The sequence below is a fragment of the Paraburkholderia elongata genome (assembly GCF_013177735.1).
GTDB classification, from domain to species: Bacteria; Pseudomonadota; Gammaproteobacteria; order Burkholderiales; family Burkholderiaceae; genus Paraburkholderia; species Paraburkholderia elongata.
The window spans coordinates 1-17,535 of record NZ_WOEZ01000310.1; the positions used below are offsets into that span (position 1 = coordinate 1).

A 17,535-nucleotide genomic window follows, 5' to 3' on the forward strand; every position below is an offset into this window, starting at 1 on the left:
TCCGAACGACGGTTGGAAGGTCACAAAGCGCCGAAATTTATGTCACGTCAATAGCCAGGGCATGCCCCATGTTTCCTCGGCGCCTATCGGCTGCCGCCACATAAATTTGGCCGCAACATAGCCTGCGAAATGTTATGCATAACATTTCGCAGGCTTCAACGAGCTGTTCACCGCCGGCTCGATTCGCGAGGCTGCGTGCCATGCCCACGCGAGGAGAAAGTTCTACGACATACACGTGCGCACGCCGTCCGACACGACGCAAAAGGCGCTCGACTATATTGGCGAGCTGTACGGCATCGAAGCCAGCATCCGCGGCAAGCAGCCCGCCGAACGGTTGCGTGTGCGGCAGGCGAAGGCAAAGCCGCTGCTCGAAACCTACGAGGCCTGGCTCAGGGCAAAGCTCCAGACGTTGTCGGCAAAATCCGACACGGCCAAGGCGATCAACTACTCTCTGAATCAGTGGGCCGCACTCACGCTGTACTGCGACGACGGCACGGTGGAAATAGACAACAACCTCGCCGAGAACGCGCTGCGTTGTGTAAGCCTTGGTCGCAAGAATTTCCTCTTTGCTGGCTCCGACAGCGGGGGCGAGCGGGCAGCCGCGATGTACTCGCTCATCGGCAGCTGCAAACTCAATGGTATCGATCCGCGCGCTTACCTGTGCCACGTGCTGACCTGCATCGCCGATCACCCGATCAACCGCGTTGACGAATTGCTGCCCTGGCGCGTTGTGGGACACTTGGGAAACCCGCCCCATCCTGCGGCGCCGACCGGTTGAACAACGGCGGTGGACAGCTTGCCTCGATTGCCCGGAATGGCTCACATGCCCCGAGCTGGAATCTCTGCTGCGTAAAGGAAATGGTCCGTTACCCGGTAACGCTGATGAGCTACCGGTGAGCCCCGAAGTAGGCATCCCATTGCGCCGAGTCCGGATCGAGCCTGCGCACGATCGCCGCATCCGCCCGCACTACCAGTCGCTCGAGCATCTCACGCCTCGTTACCGAGTAACGGCGTGCCAGCCGCGCAAGCGCGAGATCGGCTTCAGTGGTCATCCACATATCAAGCCGCCGCTCCCCATTGCCATCGTTTCCAGCCGTCGCCCGCCTTGCCCGGTAGGCGGCCTGCCGCTCTGCTGTTGTTTGTGCCATCCGTTTCTCCTCGTCATTGTTACCCGGTAACGATATATCCGAACTCGTTACCGGATAACGCAAAATGCCCAAAGGAGATAGCATGTCCCACTTCACATCTCGTCGTCCAGAAAAAACCGAACGGTCCAGGCGAGGCGCTTACTGAAGGAGGCTGTGTCGCTGGCAAAGTAATCGTCGCTCAGAAACTGTCGGCGCGCGACACGTCCATCGCTCGCCACCCAATAATCGGCCATGGCGCAATCGAGCGACTTTGTCTGCCACTCCTTTCTCGGCAGGTCTTCGGGGAACGGCTCGAAATCCTGAGAAAACTCGAATATATCGTTCATCCTCGAGCGCGGCTTTGCTGGTGTTAGCGTCGACCAAGGTTAGCATAGCCTCCTCAGTCTCCGAGCTGGAACTGCAAAACCAGTTGGCGCCGCCTCCGCGCGACAGCATGCTCGTCGCGCGGCGTGGCCCTAGGCTGTCGGCATCAGGCGGCTGTCGGCCACAAACCGCCGTTCACATGCGTCGTCGGTCGGACGTTCCGGCGTCAGCTTTGCTCCGGAACCGGCCATCGGTTTTTCAAAGACGAATGCCCCTTCATCGGCTATACACGACAATCAGGTACCGGCGTCGATGAGGCGGCTACAGGTCACTTTCCCGACATTCGCGGATCGGCAGCCGCGAATAAGCGGATGCGTACTTGCGGCCCAAACCGGTCAAGCAAAGTCCCAGCCGGATGCCATAAAGCAGTAGTTCGCGAACCATTGGCGTGCGACGCCTCTCGCCTCGCCAAGCCTCACATACCACGCTGTTCGAACGAGCCTCTCAATGAGCTGGCGTTGAAGATGCTCAGCCTTAGCAAAGCACCAGGATTTCCCACCGCTTACGGATACCGCGCCACTGCGTACACTGACCAGAAATGATCAGGCTGAACTTCCTCAATACGAAGCGTGCGGAGGCAAACGTGACTTTGCAACAACTGGAGACCTTTTTCTGGACGGTAACGCTAGGCAGTTTCTCGGCAGCTGCCGAGAGGTTGTATGCAACACAGTCCGCAGTGTCCATGCGGGTGCGCGAACTCGAGCGCACGCTTGGCGTTGAGCTATTCGATCGTACCCACAGAACGGCACGGCTCACGCCGAGGGGACGAGAGCTGATGGAATACGCGGGCCGAATTCTCGATTTGTCGACAGAACTCGAGCATCGCATCGCTGCGCCGGAATCGATGTTCGGCACGGTGCGTTTTGGTGTCGCCGAAGTCATTACGACAACGTGGTTGCCTGAACTGATACGCACCATCGCGGAGCGCTATCCCAACGTGCGCCTTGAAATTGAGGAGGCCCTCACAGCAGAGCTCATGGAAAGCCTTGCGCAAGCCGAACTTGAGCTTGTCCTCGCGCCCGGTCATTCGCGTGCGCAAGAGCTCTCTACGTTGTCGCTCGGTGCGGTTGCCTTCGAGTGGATGGCGAGCCCCGCGTTGGGACTTGAGGATCGCGTATACGGCCCGGCAGAGCTGGCGGGCTACCCGATCATCGGGATGAAGCCGAAGTCATTTCACTATTCGGCGATCGAGGACTGGTTCCAGAATGAACATGTGCGCGGCCGTTATCTCGCGCGCTGCAAAAGCGTAGCAGTGGCGGCTTCAATGACGATGGCTGGTATGGGCGTCGCGTACCTGCCAGCAAAACATTACGCGGGCGAAATAGAAAGCGGCAGGCTTAAAATCGTCACAACGTCTCCACGACTCGAACCTGTCCAGTTTGTCGCCGTTTTTCCCCAGGGACACTCCTTCTCGCTGGCCCGGACCGTGGCTGAACTCGCCCGCGAGGTGAGCACTTTCGACAAACAATAGGTGTCTGCAATATGTTGCATCGCGTCAAATCAGTTCAAGAAAGTTGATGTATGCACTCGAAAATTACTCGTTTGTCCTTATAGGTCGACGCATCTACTCTTTCTCTAAAGCAACGGCGCGCTCATCGACACGATCCGAGGCACCGAAGTTGCCATCCAGAGCAGCATATGGAGGAAGACATGAATGCAGTCGCACTGCACGAAGCCCCACTCGTGCGCCAGGATTCTATTGCGCCCTCGAAACTCCAGGTGCGCGTGCAGTCCGTCTCCTATCTGGCGGACGACATCAATGCGTTCGAATTTGTTAGCGTGGACAGCGACACGTTGCCTGCGTTTACCCCGGGTTCGCATATTGACGTTCATTTACCCAACGGCGCGATTCGCCAGTATTCGCTGTGCAATCCATCCACAGAGCGTCATCGTTACGTGATTGCCGTGCTGCGTGATCCGCTCGGCCGAGGCGGATCAGTGGCGATGCACGATGTGTTACGAGCCGGGCAGATCGTCACTGTGTCCGCGCCCCGTAATCATTTTGCACTGTCGAATTCAGCCACCCGACATATCTTTATCGCTGGCGGGATTGGAATCACACCGCTCATGTCGATGATCGTCGAGGTTCAGCGTCGCGGCGAGGCATTTCATCTGCACTATTGCGCCCGCACGCCGCAACGAACCGCTTTCACGCGTGAATTGTGCGGTCTTGTCGCCAGCGGACTAGCGTCGATCCACTACGACAACGGCGACCCCAGCAAGGGACTCGATCTGAATGCGACCCTGCAAAGCCGTCCAGATGGTGCGCATTTGTACTACTGCGGCCCAGCAGGACTCATGGACGCTATCGAAGCGGCAAGCGGACACTGGCCGCGCGACGCTGTCCATTGCGAGCGTTTCTCCGCAACGGGCCCGCCGGTGCGGACAGCTGGCGACGATCCCGACACGCCGTTCGAAGTCGAACTGGCGCGCTCGAAGAAGCGCCTTACCGTGCATCCGGGTGAGACGATCGTCGATGCGCTGAAACTGCAAGGAGTCGAAGTCGACACCTCGTGCTGCGAAGGCTATTGCGGCACATGCATGACCCGCTATCTCTCGGGTCACCCACTTCACCGCGACTCGGTGCTCGATGAAGACGATCGGGAAGAATTCATTATGATCTGCTGCAGTCGCGCAAAGAGTGCGTCAATTGTTCTCGACCTTTAGTTCAGCGCTTCTGGTTCTTCACATTCAGCCGGCGCAGTGTAATGCGCTTGCTCAAAAAAGCCCACAGGAGATGGTTTTGTCATGAGCACATTCGAATATGTTAAGGATTGCTGGTATCCCATTGGTTTCTCTTCCGAGTTTCCAGAGGGTAAATTGCAAGGACACAAGATAGTCGGACGGCCGGTCGTAATATGGCGCTCCGATAAAGGTGCAGTCGTCGCATTCGACGACCGTTGCTGCCATAAGCGCTTCCCGCTCTCGCAGAGCAAACTGCTCGACGGCGGACGTTTGGAGTGCGCGTACCACGGATTGTGCTACGACACGAGCGGACAATGTATTGCGATTCCTTCCCAGCCGGATAAGGCAATTCCTTCGCAGGCGCATCTCAGCGTGGTCCCGGTGAAGGAACAGGACGGCGTAGTGTGGATCTGGCCGGGCAACCCCGCAGCGGCGCAACGCGTGGCGCCACCGCGCACGCCGGAGATTCTTGATCCTGCGAATCTTTCAATCGGTTCTCCAGGCCCACTGCACGTTCCCGCCAATTATCTTCTGCTGATCGAAAACCTGCTCGACATCACACATTTCTATCCATTGCACGACGGCAATATCGGCGACAAGGAGAACAGCAAGATTCCGGTGGAACTGGAAGAAGGCGAAAGCGAAGGATATACGTATGTAAAAACCACCCGACACGTCGACAGCTACCAGCAACCGCCGTATCTGAAGGAATGGTTTCTGTACGACACGGTAGAGCGGACTCATACGCATTGCATGGTGACCCCGGGACTCACACGCGTCGTGATGCGCGTTGCGCCGCCAGGCGAACTCGGAACAGACAAGGAGCGCGGATACACACTGTTGCATCTCCATTTGCCGGTCGACGAGCGCAATCTGGTCTGGCGTTGGTCCGTGTCGTGCAAGAACTGGCACAGAACCTTGAGCGACCCGACGATGCCAACGGCACAACGCGTCGCGGAAATGTTTCCGGAAGTTGTCGCACAGGATCAGTGGGCGCTGGAACGCCAGCAAACAATGATGGAGTTTCCGGATGACGGTTATTCCGAACTCTTCCTCAAGACTGACAAGGCTTTGCGACGCGCCCGCCAGATCCTGACGGGCCTTCAGCGTAAAGAGCGAGAGTTGCAGATCGTGCCAGCCGATAAACCGACCGCCGTCAAGGAGCCGGTCACGACCTGAATAGCTGTTTCACGTAGACGGCGTGGCGGGTGCCGGCTCCCGCCACGTGCGAGCGAACGTCCGGCACACCATAACTATTTGGCTCAATGCCTGGAGACAAACCGTGAAAACTCAAGAAACTTCGGCGCCGCTAGGCGTCGCATCGCCACCGTCATCGCATGGCCGGCTTGGCGGAAAGTCGTTGATGCAAAGGGCGGTCGGTTCGTGCGTGTACCTCTTCGAACGACTGATGCCCGATCCCTTCGTGATTGTTATCCTGCTGACCGTCATGACCGCGTTATTCGCGATAGCGTTCGCTCCGAAAGCCACACCAGATGTAATTCTAAGCGGCTGGTACAAGGGGATTTTTGGCATCTTCACGTTTGCGTTCCAGATGGTGCTAGTGCTTGTGACCGGTTATGCGTTAGCGAGTGCCCCGATCATCAAGTCCGGTCTGGAACGCCTCAGCCGGCTTGCGGTCGGACCGTGTTCGGCTGTCATTCTGGTGTTTACGGTCGGCGCAATTGCGACGTTCCTCAACTGGGGCTTCGGACTCGTGGTCGGTGCCATGCTCTCGAAGCAGGTGGCAAAGCACGTACGCGTGGACTTCGCCTGGCTCGTCGCAGCGGGCTACAGTTCCTGGGTGCTGTGGGCGTTCACCGGTATGTCCAGTTCGATCGCGTTGTCGATTGCTTCTCCGGGCAATCCTCTGAATCTGGTTGAGCAGCATACGCACAGCGTCGTGCCTTTGTCTCATACGGTTTTTTCAACGTGGAATCTGCTGACTGGCTTTGCGGCGATGGTGCTAATCCCCGTCATCTTCATTCTGATGCGGCCCGCAGAGGGCGACATCATCGCGGCCGGGCAAGATGCGCTCGAAGCCGCTGAAAAGACCTCTGATCTCGGCGACTCGTCGCGAGCAAACTCATTCGCCGGCATGCTCGAAGGCTCTCGTCTGTGTGCGTTGGTGTTCGTCGTGGCGGGCGCGGCGTACCTCGCCATTGAGTGGACGCGTCATGGCGTCAGCCTCGATATCAACACTGTGATTTTTATTTTTCTGCTGGCGGGCTTGTGTCTGCATGGAAGCCCACGTCGCTATGTCGGCGCGGTGACCGAGGCGGCGAAGGTGACCGGTCCGATGCTGCTTCAGTATCCGTTTTATGGCGGAATCATGGGAATCATGGCCGCAACGGGACTCGCGGAAGTGGTCGCCAATGCCTACATCCATGTCGCGTCGACTGCTACGCTGCCGTTCCTTAGCTATCTCGCGTCGGGGTTGATTACTCTGTTTATTCCGAGCGGCGGCGGCCACTGGGCGGTTCAAGGGCCTTTCACCATTCCTGCGGCCATGCGTCTAGGCGCATCGTTGCCCGGCACGTCCATGGCGATCGCCGCTGGCGAGATGGCGGGCAGCCTGCTCCAACCGTTCTGGGCGATTCCCGTAGTAGCAATCGCGGGCGTCGGCGTGCAGCGGGTGCTTGGCTTCACACTGGTGATCTTTCTGACGGCCGGGAGCTTTGTCGGATTCGTCTATCTGTTCATCGTGCCGATTTTCTCCGGTACGTGATTCTGCGCACGAGCGCCTACTGACATTCCATGGGGATATTAATGAATAACCAGCTCGCACTCGAGGACGTGAGAGTCATCGAGATATGCAATGTGGCAGCGGGGCCATTCTGCGGCATGCTGTTGGCCGACATGGGTGCAGACGTTGTCAAGATTGAGCATCCGGAAGGCGGGGACTCATTGCGTTCATGGCCGCCGATCACGGACGGATTCAGCGAGAACTTCGCTTCTTTGAATCGCAACAAGCGTTCGATTACGCTGAACCTCAAAGGCGCGGAAGACGTCCGTCTTGCCAAAGCGCTGATAGGTGACTCCGATGTGCTGATCGAGAACAACCGTCCAGGCGTTATGGACCGGTTAGGCCTTGGCTATGCCGCATTTGCAGGCATCAATCCTCGCCTGCTGTATTGCTCCATTTCTGCGTATGGACAGAGTGGGCCGCGATCTCAGGAAGGTGGTTTCGATCTGACCTTGCAGGCGATGAGCGGCATCATGAGTATCACTGGCGAGCCGGGCGGTGCGCCGGTCAAATGCGGTGTGCCCCTAGCCGATTTTTCTGCGGGTTTGTATGCCGCATTTTCGATTGCGGCTGAGTTGCGGCGCGTCGCGCAGTCGGGTCGTGGCTCGCATATCGACATCTCGATGCTTGGTGCGACGCTCGGCATTGCCGCGTTGCAGACGTCGGAGTATTTCGGCAGCGGTCGCGATCCGATGAAAATGGGCTCGGCTCATCCACGCAATGCGCCGTACCAGGTGTTTCGTTGCCGCGACGGCTACTTCGGCATGGCCGCCGGCAACAACGCTCTATGGGCCGCTGTATGCCGGGTGCTCGGTCATCCCGAGTGGACCGACGATGACCGCTTCAACACGCCGAGCCATCGCGCGCGTCATCAGGACCAGCTCAGACTCATGCTCGAGACAATCTTTGCCGACGGGCACGCGCCATTCTGGCTCGAGCAGTTTCGAGCGGCCGGCGTGCCTTGTGCGCCGATCAACAATTATTCGGATGTGCTCGCCGATCCGCAGGTGGAGCACATGCAGTGGGTCCAGCCACTCACGTTGCCCAACGGCGTCGAGACTCGTACTTTTGGATCGCCGATCAACCTGTCGGGGCACGGCTTGCCAATACGCCGTGCGCCACCGGGGCTCGGCGAACACTCGGACGAGATCATTGCCGGTATTACCGCCCGCCATGCAGAGGAGAAACAATGACGGACCAGCTCCAAATCGAGAGAAGCGCGCAATCCTGGACGTTCACGTTGAACCGTCCCGACAAGATGAATGCGTTGAACTCGCCGCTTGTCGACGCGCTCTTGCAGGGCGTGGGCGACGCGCATGCGATTGGCGCCAGAATGCTCGTATTCCAGGGCGCGGGAAGGAACTTCAGTGCTGGCTTCGATCAGGGGGACCTGAATAGCCAGAGCGACGCAGATCTGCTATTGCGACTGGTGAGGATCGAGACATTGCTTCATCTCGTCGCGTCGTCCCCCTGCCTGACGGTTGCGTTCGCCCATGGACACAACTTCGGCGCCGGTGTCGATCTCTTTGCGGCATGCCGGCATCGTTATAGCGCGGCCGATGCGAGTTTCCGGATGCCAGGCTTGCGCTTTGGCCTTGTGCTGGGCACGCGGCGTTTTGGCGACGTCGTCGGCTATGCAAAGGCTCGCGAAATTCTCGAACAGACCCGGCAGATGAGCGCAACGGAGGCGGCGGATATTGGCCTCGTCACGAGGCTGGTCGAAGCAGATGGACGCGCCGAGGCAGTCGCCGAAGCGCTGCAGGTTGCCACACTGCTTGATCCGACGACGCAACAGCACCTGTATCGCGTGCTGGAAAGGGAGCGGCCGGATCAGGATCTCGCCGATCTGGTTCGGTCCGCGTCGCGCCCTGGACTCAAATCGCGCATCCTCGCGTACATGAGCGAGCTCTAAAACGCCAGCTTTTTAAAGGTAACCAATGAAAACCAAAGCAGCAATCGCATGGAAAGCCGGCGCCCCGTTGACGATCGAAGAAGTGGATCTGGAAGGCCCGCGCGCCGGTGAAGTCCTGATCGAAGTGAAGGCGACGGGCATCTGCCACACCGATTACTACACGCTCTCGGGCGCGGACCCCGAAGGCATCTTCCCGGCGATTCTCGGCCATGAAGGTGCGGGTGTGATCGTCGATGTCGGCCCGGGCGTGGGCACGCTGAAGAAGGGCGACCACGTCATTCCGCTCTACACACCGGAATGCCGTCAGTGCAAATTCTGTCTGTCGCGCAAGACCAATCTTTGCCAGGCGATCCGTTCGACGCAAGGCAAGGGTCTGATGCCCGACGCCACGTCGCGCTTCTCATTGGACGGCAAGCCGCTGTTTCACTACATGGGCACGTCCACGTTCTCGAACTACATCGTCGTGCCGGAAATCGCGGTTGCGAAGGTGCGTGAAGACGCGCCGTTCGACAAGATCTGCTACATCGGTTGCGGCGTGACAACCGGTGTCGGCGCTGTCGTGTATTCGGCGAAGGTCGAAGCGGGCGCGAACGTGGTGGTGTTCGGTCTCGGCGGCATCGGCTTGAACGTGATTCAGGGCGCGAAGATGGTTGGCGCGGACAAGATCATCGGTGTTGATATCAACCCGGGCCGCATTGAACTGGCGAAGAAGTTCGGCATGACCCACTTCATCAACCTCAACGAAGTCGAGAACGTGGTCGATCACATCGTGCAACTCACCGATGGCGGTGCCGACTACTCATTTGAATGTATCGGCAACACCAAGGTGATGCGTCAGGCGCTGGAGTGCACGCACAAGGGCTGGGGTCAGTCGTTCATCATCGGCGTGGCGGCGGCGGGCGAAGAGATCAGCACGCGTCCGTTCCAGCTGGTGACGGGCCGCGAGTGGAAGGGCTCGGCATTCGGCGGCGCCCGCGGCCGCACGGACGTGCCGAAAATCGTCGACTGGTACATGGAAGGCAAGATCAATATCGACGACCTGATCACGCACCGTCTGCCGCTCGAGCGCATCAACGAAGGCTTCGACCTGATGAAGAAGGGCGAGTCGATCCGCTCGGTCGTGCTGTACTAACGCGGCACGGTTTCGCGAAACAGAAGGAGCTTGTCGATGCTTGAACTATTGTCGTCGCATGCCTGCTATGGCGGCGAGCAGCGGATCTACCGGCACGATTCGCAGACCGTCGGTCTGCCGATGCGCTTCTCGGTGTATCTGCCGCCACAGGCCTTACAGGCCAACGCGAATGTGCCCGCGCTGTTCTATCTCGCGGGTCTGACCAGCACGGAAGAAACCTTTCCGGTCAAGGCGGGCGCGCAGCGCTTCGCGGCACAGCACGGCATCGCGCTGATCGCGCCGGACACCAGTCCGCGCGGTGCGGGCGTGCCGGGCGAAAGCGCGGCGTGGGACTTTGGCGTGGGCGCAGGCTTTTACGTCAACGCGACGCAGCAGCCGTGGGCGAAGCACTATCGGATGTACTCGTATGTGCGCGATGAGCTGCGCGAAACGGTGCTCGCGAATCTGCCGGTGGACGGCGCGCGCCTAGGCATCTTCGGGCATTCGATGGGTGGTCATGGCGCGTTGATGCTGGCGCTGCGCAACCCGGAGATCTATCGGTCGGTGTCGGCGTTCGCGCCGATCGCCGCGCCTTCACAATGCCCGTGGGGCGTGAAGGCGTTCAGCGGGTATCTGGGCGAAGACCGTGAAGCGTGGCGGCAGTATGACTCGAGCGAACTGGTCGCCCACGCATCGCGCAAGTTCGCGCAAGGGATTCTGGTCGATCAGGGGCTGGCGGATCAGTTCCTCGCCGAGCAGCTGAACCCGGATGTGTTCGAAGCTGCCTGCAAGGCCGCGGGACAGCCGCTGACGTTGCGTCGTCATGCGGGCTACGACCACGGGTATTACTTCATCTCGACTTTCATCGAAGATCACGTCGCGCATCACGCGAAAATCTTCTCGACAGAATTGTGCCGTTCAGAACAAAGAATACCAACAGGTTAGCAATGCATTTTTCGTCAAACTCAATCCACTCTCAAAGGAGACATATATGGCAGTCTTTACTCACTTGACTTTAGGGACAAACGATCTCAACAAAGCACGTTCGTTTTACGACAGCGTGCTCAGCAAGATCGGGCTAAAGCGCATTGCCGATCTTGGCGACAATGGATCAATCTGGGGCAAGGAAACTCCGTCCTTTTTTATAGTGAAGCCGGCCGATGGGAACCCAGCGACCGTTGGTAACGGCGTTACTGTTTCTTTCGAAGCGCCCGATCGATGCTCTGTGGATGCGTTCTACGCCACGGCCTTGGATGCCGGTGCTCGTGACGAAGGCGCGGCCGGTCCGCGCGGGTGGGCACCAAACGCATATGCGGCCTATGTGCGCGATATGGACGGTAACAAACTTGCGGTGTATTGCTTCAAGCCGGTCTAAGCGTCCTGTTGTTGCGCCGGCGCGGCATTTATGTATGCCTGCCGGCGCTCGACAGCATTGTCCGTCTCGTCATCAACCCTGTTGGTTGGCGCCATAGTGTCTCGCCATTAAATTCGCCAACCGGGCCTTGGAAGGCGCGCCGGAACGCGACTTCTTTAAGGAGCTTCTCGGAAGTTCTTCTGTACGTCTGAGTCTTAGGGCGGAGGGAGTCCTTAGGCTGGTGCATGGGCGCTCGCCGCACCAGACCTGCATTTTCTTGCGAGTTATAACAGGTGTTAAATTTTGGTTTTGGTGCCGACGACGAATGGCTGCTCTAGAGCGGGGAGCAGGCATAGCACGGTCAATGTACGAACGTCGGCTCCGGCTGAGAACTTGCCGACCAACTCGGCGGGGCGAGCGTCCGTTGCACCCCGGAAGCTGTCATTGTGACGTCAGGAGTCCGAACGGCAGTTGTGGGTCGAACTCGGCCCTTGATTGTCGTCGCGGCCGTATCTCTGATATGGCTTCGCTATAATCAATCGCTTCCCGGCGTCGCAATGTCGAAAAAATGTCTTCCAGGCGAAACAGGTCCCCCGGCCGAGCCCGCAGGCCGCTGACGAAAGCACTTCTATTGCCGATGGATCGCGCCTCCGCCAGTGAACGGTCGCTGTCCTGTCATCTTGCGCTGGTTCGGCAACAGCAACGTTACGACGATCACGAACACCGTCACAAAGGGCGACTTTAATTCGCTTGCCGAGACGCTGAAAAAATCCGGTGTAGATGCAGCGGATGTTGCCGAGCTTCAGGCCGCCGTAAACCACGATGATCCCGCCACGGTGGCCGAGACAAAGCAGTTCGGGCCAAAGGTCAAGGAGTGGATGGGTAAAATGACCATGAAGGCCATCGGGGGCGCGTGGACCATCGGACTGGCTGCTGGAGGGAAGTTGCTGGCCGATGCCGTTGGCGGTTACTACGGAATTGGCTCGTAGTTCGTCCGCCGCCGTGTGCAATTGATTGCACAGCCCACCCCAATCCTTAGACTAGCGGCCCGCGCCTGCTATGATCGATTCGTGTGAACGAACGGGGACGATCATGCACGCTTCTGACTATATGATTGCTTGCGCTACGCTGCTCGGACCTATATTCGCCGTACAGGTTCAGAAATACCTAGACCGAAGAGGCGAGCGCACCCGCCGCCAAATCGAGGTCTATCGGGCGTTGATGGCGTCGCGGATGACGCTAAATTCCCCTCAGCACGTTAATGCACTTAACGCTGTGCCGTTGGAGTTTCACGGCAACTCAAAAGTTGTGGACGCGTGGCGCGATCTCCTGATGCACTTGAACACCCCGCACGCCAATTTGGAAGCGTGGGGGCAAGAGCGAATCAAGCTGTTCGTCGTGCTGCTCAAGCAGATGGGGGAATCTCTGCGCTATGGCTTTCGCGATGCCGAAATACAGGGCCACGTATATTACCCACAGTGGCAAGCGGCGCTAATGAGCGATCAGGAGCTATTGCGTAAGGGACTGGTAGACCTGATAAAAGGTGAAGGCGCATTGCCGATGAAGGTCACGCAGTTTCCGGCAGACCCTGAATTTGCGAAGCGCACAGCCGAGGTTCAAACGCTGTTGATCGAATGGCTAGAGGGGAAGCGCAGCCCGTCGATGGCGATACAGGCAGAGAAGGCCGAAGAATAGAGGCCTTTAATAAATGTAAGCTTGTCGATCCAAAATATACCGATTGGCGGTTATAAACATGAAAATAAAAGAAACGTTTTCCCTCTTTGACAGCCTTAGCCGTCGCTTTCCGCCTACACCGTTATATCGCATAGACGTGGAGCAGATAATCGAGATCGGCACGCGGCGCGGATTGAAAGTCACAATCTCCGACAGCACGGCTGAATTTGATGATCTTGACGATGTGAAGGAGAACCGGGGTGAGCGGATTAAGGAGTTGCGACTAAGCTTTTCGAAAGAGTCGGCATCTTATAAATCGCTCAGCCTAAAGATTGACGGCGGCATCTTGCTAAGTTGCTCCAACGACGACGAGCTTATACCCGCTTGGCATGAAATGCAGCGTGCGATAAAGAAGCGTGTCCCATACTATGCTCGCTATATGAGTCCGTCGTCATGGATGTTTGTCGCTCTCAGTGCGACCGCGTTGGTTGGCTACGCTAACTGGCCGCCTCATGGAAGTTTCGCGCGGTGGGCGCTTATTCTGACGCCGCTAGTCTTGATGCTGCGGTCTTCCTTTTATCTGACGACGAGCGGCGTTGTCTATCTACAGAAAAAGCACGAGGTAAAGGGCTGGTTCGACCGGTATGGGGAAAAATTTGTATTCGCGCTCCTTGGCGCGGTCTTGGCTGTAGCGGGGCAGATAATCGTTAAGATGTATCTGGGTAAGTAAATCCGCACAAGATCAAAAGCCGCCCTTAGTGACATTTGCAGACGATTGCGGACCCCGGTTTGCTTACGGCTTCGCCAGTTCGGTCAGGCAGGCCTTCTTGACTGCCTGCAAGGACGGGTCATGGACCTTGGTTATCTGCAGCGCGCTGGTTATGGCAACCAACCGGTGGAGCAGTTCAAGATCGCCGAATACGTGGTCGCGAACACCTTGGCGCACGCTCATGAGACGGGAGAGTGGCGGCTCGCGTCTGAGGTAATCAGTGACTTTGAAGCGCTGCTGACGCTGTATGACGCCCAGCTCGCACGGGCTCCTCTTCACGAAGTATTCGAAGCGGAGCGGCAGCTGAGGGTTTTTCTGACGGGAACGGACCATTCGCCGATCCCGTAATCGACGTATCGGCAAGCCTTAACAGATTACTATTCGGGCGCAGCACTTGCCGCAGGGGTATTTGCATTGTTGATTCGGTTGCCGATAAACTTCGGATTCCTACGCATTTTACATAATTATATTAATCAACCTCAGTGGTATGTTTTGCAGTGTTGCGTTTTTCTGGTGTCCATCAACGACAGATCAAGGCTCGCAGCGGGATTTCATGCAACAGAAACGGCCAGGCCAGCGACGCAACGGTTCCTGCTGGTTTTTCCTTGCAAAACATACGCGGAACTGGCGCGCATTGCTGGAGTCAATCGCAGCACCGTGACGGCGCTGGCCGACACGTTTGGTCGAATTTCGAATTCATCGACGAGGAAGGCAAGGTCAACGAGGTTGACGCGCTGATCCTTACACCCTCAGGTGTCTTCCTGGTCGAGATCAAGAGCCGACCCGGCGTGGTGGCCGGCGATGCCCACACCTGGTCGTGGGTCACGGATGGCCGCGAGCGCGCTTACGACAACCCGTTGATCCTGGCCAACCGCAAGTCAAAGCGGCTCGCCAGCCTGCTGCGTCGGCAGTCCTCTGCGCAAAAGACCAAGGTGCGTTTGCCGTTCGTCGCCTTGAGTCGACGGCGGCGCATAAGCACAATCAAATTTGAGCGGATCATGTTCGACGGTCGGATGCCGGCCTCGGCCATGGCGCGGGCGAGCACGCGCGCGTGCTGTTGGTCGACGTGGCTCGGCTGGGTGTCGCGGACGCTTCCCGTGCCGTTGTGCAGCACGCCGATGATTCCCACGTCGGACTCGCTGCTGGGCTGACCACGCAAGTAGATGCCTGCCCGCGCCGTGCCAGTGAGCTTGCAGGTGAGGCTGGTGGCAGACAAGAAAATCAGCGGCTCGCGTGCCACGGCTCGCGGTCGGGGAGATGGTTTCGAAGCCAGTCCAGCGCTTCACGCTCCCAGGTGAATTGCGACGGAGCGACGGCTTGCCAGCGGGACGAACTCATCGGCATCTAGATTGCTCCCTCGCACGGCGCGGCGCTCGCGCGCGAAACGTCGTTCGGCACGATTTCCAGTAGGTCCGCCAGCTGGCAATCCAGGACGATACAGATCCGCTCCAGCGTGGCGAGCTCGACTCGGGTCGCGCGGTTCAATCCATCACTCACGAAACGACGGGGTGCTGCGCAGGATAGCAGAATGGAGGCTCGCCGTCAGTCTAATCCTGACAGCCCGCCCATATCGGGTTCGTCGTTGCGCATCGTGCCCGATCCGCGCTCCCTGTCCTCGCCGTGCCATTCCCTGCGTTCAAAACTTATGCCAAGGTCGCGGGCGTGGGTTTGTCGGTTCGAAATACGGCGTCCCGGTCACTTAAGTCACTTACGTGGCTTAGGCGCGAATCAAGCCCTTCACTGGAAGCGTTTCCTCGACTTCCTTCGCCCGCTGGCCGCCCTCGACCCGGTCCATCAGTTCTCTCGATGGCGGACGGTCAAAAATGCAAGCTCCCCGGCATTCCCGGTATCGTGCGCGACAGGGTGCCAGAGCGGGGCAGAGGCGATGAGAAAGCTGCCCAAAAGTCTCATTGGCACGATCATCCCTATGCCCCGCTCGGGCATCCAATGCCGATACCGACAACGGTTCTGGATAGACGTATATGATTGCGATATTGTCGAGTGGCGGTAACCGACTGTCGACTGAGGCACTAACTTGCCGAGAAGTCGGCCCCTTCGTGGGGCCGTGCGGCTACATCACAACAGCGATGAGAGAATGGAAAATCTAACGGACCACGACGACGCTTCTACGCTTAAGATTGCTCGCATCGAACTTCACGGATTGTTCGGGTTATACACTCACATGGTGCAGTTGCATGTGTCCGATCGGGTAACGATAATCCACGGACCGAATGGCGTTGGTAAAACGGTTCTTTTGCGTCTTATCGAAGGCCTGTTCCGTGGTCGCTATTTGCTGCTTTGGAAGACCGTTTACCGCTCGTTTTCCGTGACCTTCACGAACGGAACGTGCATAACCGTTGAGCGTTTGCAGCAGCCCCGCCTTATAGAAACCCCAGGCGAGCTTCAACCAGAAGATATAGTGCTGCGGCTATCGTACGCGGATGAGCGCCCGCATATCTGGCGGAATGAACCAACAGAGCTAGCTTCACTGGCGCAGCGCGTGAATGCCGAAGTTCCTTGGATTTCCCGTGTGGGACCAGACGCCTGGGAAGATGATCGCACTGGGGTGAGATATTCATCTAGTGAGCTAATAGCGCAGTTCGGCGATATTCTTCCCGAGCGTTTGAGAGATTTGGTTTTTCGGGAGCCAGAATGGCTGGCGCGTCTTAGACAAAAGGTTACCGTTCACCTCGTTGAGACGCAGCGGCTATTGCGGACGCCAGACTTTGACGAAGCTAGATACAACCGACGCGGACGGGAGGTCGTGCTGGCATCAACGGTGAAAAGCTACGCTCGAGCGCTGCATCGTCTGATAGCAGATAATCTCGCGTTGTATGGAAAGCAGTCCCAGTCGCTGGACCAAACGTTTCCGCAGCGGATGCTAGACCCGACCTTGGGGAGTCTTGAGGTTGGCGAATTAAAGACGCGTATGAGCAAGCTCGACGAGAAGCGACGGGAATTGAAGCGAATCGGACTAATCGAGGACGACCTCCCTTCTCCTTTCAATATCGACGCTTTGGATTCCGTCAATCCGACACAATTAACGGTCATGACACTATACGTGCAAGACACGGCGGCGAAACTTGGAACGCTGGAAGACTTGGCACGGAGAGTCATATTACTACTCGACAATATCAACAAAAAATTCAAGCACAAATCTATCGATGTCAACAGAAATACTGGCTTAGTTGCATACGACCGCGCCGGAGATAATCTCGATCTTGACGCTTTGTCATCGGGTGAGCAGCATGAAATCGTCCTGATGTACGACCTATTATTCCGGGTGAAACCTAATACGCTCGTGTTGATCGATGAGCCGGAACTCTCGCTGCACGTGACGTGGCAGAAAGCTTTCTTGCGTGACCTTCTTGGCATTGTTGCTGCTGCAAACTTCGACGTGATATTGGCTACCCATTCGCCTTTCGTCGTCGGCGATCGCACTGACTTGGCGATTGCACTGGTTCCCGATTTGGATCACGATTTTGTCACAGAGCCACAGGACGAACTTTTCGACTCCGAAAACAAAACTAACTAAACTGGTGCGTTGACAAAGAGCTTGCCATGACGCTGGGAATAACTCGCAGTTCAGGCGACATCGTCGCCGAAGTAGAAATGAGCAGGACGAACTTTGCCGGGTCTTTTCTGCTCGTGGAGGGTGCGAGCGATAGTAAGTTTTTCAAACACCATGTGGGTGATGATTGTGCTGAGCTGGTAATTTGCTCTGGCAAGCTGCCAGCAGTTGAAGCGATCAACGCTCTAAACGCACGCAATTTTGC

Annotated in this window: 19 protein-coding genes and 1 pseudogene; 17 read left to right on the forward strand and 3 right to left on the reverse strand. The window is 57.7% G+C overall.

The genetic code is table 11. From position 1 onward, the window contains the following. Window positions 1-145: 145 nt before the first annotated feature. A pseudogene (gene tnpC / locus GNZ13_RS49330) lies at window positions 146-778 on the forward strand (IS66 family transposase); the annotation flags it as partial. 109 nt (window positions 779-887) lie between these two features. Here the strand turns inward: tnpC and GNZ13_RS49335 are convergent. Both GNZ13_RS49335 and GNZ13_RS49340 read right to left on the reverse strand, forming a co-directional pair. Further along, window positions 888-1,148, reverse strand: coding sequence for a hypothetical protein (locus GNZ13_RS49335; RefSeq protein WP_172178719.1), 261 nt, complete (start codon window positions 1,146-1,148; stop codon window positions 888-890). A gap of 92 nt (window positions 1,149-1,240) precedes the next feature. Next, on the reverse strand, window positions 1,241-1,474 hold the full coding sequence (locus GNZ13_RS49340; RefSeq protein ID WP_172178721.1) for a hypothetical protein: 234 nt from the start codon (window positions 1,472-1,474) through the stop codon (window positions 1,241-1,243). A 575-nt stretch (window positions 1,475-2,049) separates the two neighbouring features. Between GNZ13_RS49340 and GNZ13_RS49345 the strand changes: the two genes are divergently transcribed. The 14 genes from GNZ13_RS49345 (at window position 2,050) to GNZ13_RS51885 (ending at window position 14,910) form a co-directional block, all read left to right on the forward strand. Beyond that, entirely contained in the window at window positions 2,050-2,982 is a 933-nt protein-coding gene (locus GNZ13_RS49345; RefSeq protein ID WP_172178723.1) for a LysR family transcriptional regulator, read from the forward strand. A 179-nt stretch (window positions 2,983-3,161) separates the two neighbouring features. After that, window positions 3,162-4,178: a PDR/VanB family oxidoreductase gene (locus tag GNZ13_RS49350; RefSeq protein WP_216675317.1), complete on the forward strand. Its 1,017-nt coding sequence runs from the start codon at window positions 3,162-3,164 to the stop codon at window positions 4,176-4,178. Window positions 4,179-4,259: 81 nt separating this feature from the next. Then, a complete protein-coding gene (locus GNZ13_RS49355; RefSeq protein WP_172178725.1) occupies window positions 4,260-5,375 on the forward strand; it encodes an aromatic ring-hydroxylating oxygenase subunit alpha in 1,116 nt (371 codons plus the stop codon). Between the two features lie 103 nt (window positions 5,376-5,478). Beyond that, on the forward strand, window positions 5,479-6,921 hold the full coding sequence (locus tag GNZ13_RS49360; protein WP_328807423.1) for a short-chain fatty acid transporter: 1,443 nt from the start codon (window positions 5,479-5,481) through the stop codon (window positions 6,919-6,921). Window positions 6,922-6,962: 41 nt separating this feature from the next. Next, window positions 6,963-8,132, forward strand: a complete 1,170-nt coding sequence (locus GNZ13_RS49365; RefSeq protein ID WP_172178727.1) for a CaiB/BaiF CoA transferase family protein — start codon at window positions 6,963-6,965, stop codon at window positions 8,130-8,132. Beyond that, a complete protein-coding gene (locus GNZ13_RS49370; protein ID WP_172178729.1) occupies window positions 8,129-8,851 on the forward strand; it encodes an enoyl-CoA hydratase/isomerase family protein in 723 nt (240 codons plus the stop codon). Before GNZ13_RS49365 ends, GNZ13_RS49370 begins: the two co-directional genes overlap by 4 nt. Window positions 8,852-8,876: 25 nt before the next feature. After that, window positions 8,877-9,983, forward strand: a complete 1,107-nt coding sequence (locus tag GNZ13_RS49375) for an S-(hydroxymethyl)glutathione dehydrogenase/class III alcohol dehydrogenase (RefSeq protein ID WP_172178731.1) — start codon at window positions 8,877-8,879, stop codon at window positions 9,981-9,983. 36 nt (window positions 9,984-10,019) lie between these two features. Then, the gene (gene fghA / locus GNZ13_RS49380) at window positions 10,020-10,907 is read left to right on the forward strand and encodes an S-formylglutathione hydrolase (RefSeq protein ID WP_172178733.1); all 888 of its coding nucleotides are present in this window, start codon (window positions 10,020-10,022) and stop codon (window positions 10,905-10,907) included. Between the two features lie 46 nt (window positions 10,908-10,953). Further along, window positions 10,954-11,337, forward strand: a complete 384-nt coding sequence (locus GNZ13_RS49385) for a VOC family protein (protein ID WP_172178735.1) — start codon at window positions 10,954-10,956, stop codon at window positions 11,335-11,337. Between the two features lie 635 nt (window positions 11,338-11,972). Next, window positions 11,973-12,305: a hypothetical protein gene (locus GNZ13_RS49390; RefSeq protein WP_172178737.1), complete on the forward strand. Its 333-nt coding sequence runs from the start codon at window positions 11,973-11,975 to the stop codon at window positions 12,303-12,305. Between the two features lie 103 nt (window positions 12,306-12,408). Continuing rightward, window positions 12,409-13,011 carry a DUF6680 family protein gene (locus GNZ13_RS49395; protein WP_172178739.1) on the forward strand — a complete coding sequence of 201 codons (603 nt, stop codon included), beginning with the start codon at window positions 12,409-12,411 and terminating at the stop codon, window positions 13,009-13,011. Window positions 13,012-13,069: 58 nt separating this feature from the next. Next, the gene (locus GNZ13_RS49400) at window positions 13,070-13,720 is read left to right on the forward strand and encodes a hypothetical protein (protein WP_172178741.1); all 651 of its coding nucleotides are present in this window, start codon (window positions 13,070-13,072) and stop codon (window positions 13,718-13,720) included. A 120-nt stretch (window positions 13,721-13,840) separates the two neighbouring features. After that, window positions 13,841-14,107, forward strand: a complete 267-nt coding sequence (locus GNZ13_RS49405) for a hypothetical protein (protein ID WP_172178743.1) — start codon at window positions 13,841-13,843, stop codon at window positions 14,105-14,107. 257 nt (window positions 14,108-14,364) lie between these two features. Next, a complete protein-coding gene (locus tag GNZ13_RS51885; RefSeq protein WP_216675318.1) occupies window positions 14,365-14,910 on the forward strand; it encodes an NERD domain-containing protein in 546 nt (181 codons plus the stop codon). Window positions 14,911-15,103: 193 nt separating this feature from the next. Here GNZ13_RS51885 and GNZ13_RS49415 read toward each other — a convergent pair whose 3' ends face one another. Further along, window positions 15,104-15,244 (reverse strand): helix-turn-helix domain-containing protein, encoded by a 141-nt coding sequence (locus tag GNZ13_RS49415; RefSeq protein ID WP_216675319.1) that lies wholly within the window; start codon window positions 15,242-15,244, stop codon window positions 15,104-15,106. Between the two features lie 610 nt (window positions 15,245-15,854). Here GNZ13_RS49415 and GNZ13_RS49420 point away from each other — a divergent pair. Further along, on the forward strand, window positions 15,855-17,294 hold the full coding sequence (locus tag GNZ13_RS49420; RefSeq protein WP_172178745.1) for an AAA family ATPase: 1,440 nt from the start codon (window positions 15,855-15,857) through the stop codon (window positions 17,292-17,294). 26 nt (window positions 17,295-17,320) lie between these two features. Further along, window positions 17,321-17,535 (forward strand): hypothetical protein (locus GNZ13_RS49425; protein WP_216675320.1); only part of this gene is annotated, 215 nt, incomplete at its 3' end.

Excerpts from the sequence above, each read along its gene's own strand:
- GNZ13_RS49365 (WP_172178727.1), top strand. The coding sequence starts at position 6,963 with ATGAATAACCAGCTCGCACTCGAGGACGTGAGAGTCATCGAGATATGC.
- GNZ13_RS49350 (WP_216675317.1), top strand. The coding sequence starts at position 3,162 with ATGAATGCAGTCGCACTGCACGAAGCCCCACTCGTGCGCCAGGATTCT.
- GNZ13_RS49400 (WP_172178741.1), top strand. The coding sequence starts at position 13,070 with ATGAAAATAAAAGAAACGTTTTCCCTCTTTGACAGCCTTAGCCGTCGC.
- fghA (WP_172178733.1), top strand. The coding sequence starts at position 10,020 with ATGCTTGAACTATTGTCGTCGCATGCCTGCTATGGCGGCGAGCAGCGG.
- GNZ13_RS49385 (WP_172178735.1), top strand. The coding sequence starts at position 10,954 with ATGGCAGTCTTTACTCACTTGACTTTAGGGACAAACGATCTCAACAAA.
- GNZ13_RS49355 (WP_172178725.1), top strand. The coding sequence starts at position 4,260 with ATGAGCACATTCGAATATGTTAAGGATTGCTGGTATCCCATTGGTTTC.
- GNZ13_RS49370 (WP_172178729.1), top strand. The coding sequence starts at position 8,129 with ATGACGGACCAGCTCCAAATCGAGAGAAGCGCGCAATCCTGGACGTTC.
- GNZ13_RS49405 (WP_172178743.1), top strand. The coding sequence starts at position 13,841 with ATGGACCTTGGTTATCTGCAGCGCGCTGGTTATGGCAACCAACCGGTG.
- GNZ13_RS49340 (WP_172178721.1), bottom strand. The coding sequence starts at position 1,474 with ATGAACGATATATTCGAGTTTTCTCAGGATTTCGAGCCGTTCCCCGAA.
- GNZ13_RS49335 (WP_172178719.1), bottom strand. The coding sequence starts at position 1,148 with ATGGCACAAACAACAGCAGAGCGGCAGGCCGCCTACCGGGCAAGGCGG.
- GNZ13_RS49345 (WP_172178723.1), top strand. The coding sequence starts at position 2,050 with ATGATCAGGCTGAACTTCCTCAATACGAAGCGTGCGGAGGCAAACGTG.
- GNZ13_RS49395 (WP_172178739.1), top strand. The coding sequence starts at position 12,409 with ATGCACGCTTCTGACTATATGATTGCTTGCGCTACGCTGCTCGGACCT.
- GNZ13_RS49375 (WP_172178731.1), top strand. The coding sequence starts at position 8,877 with ATGAAAACCAAAGCAGCAATCGCATGGAAAGCCGGCGCCCCGTTGACG.
- GNZ13_RS49420 (WP_172178745.1), top strand. The coding sequence starts at position 15,855 with ATGGAAAATCTAACGGACCACGACGACGCTTCTACGCTTAAGATTGCT.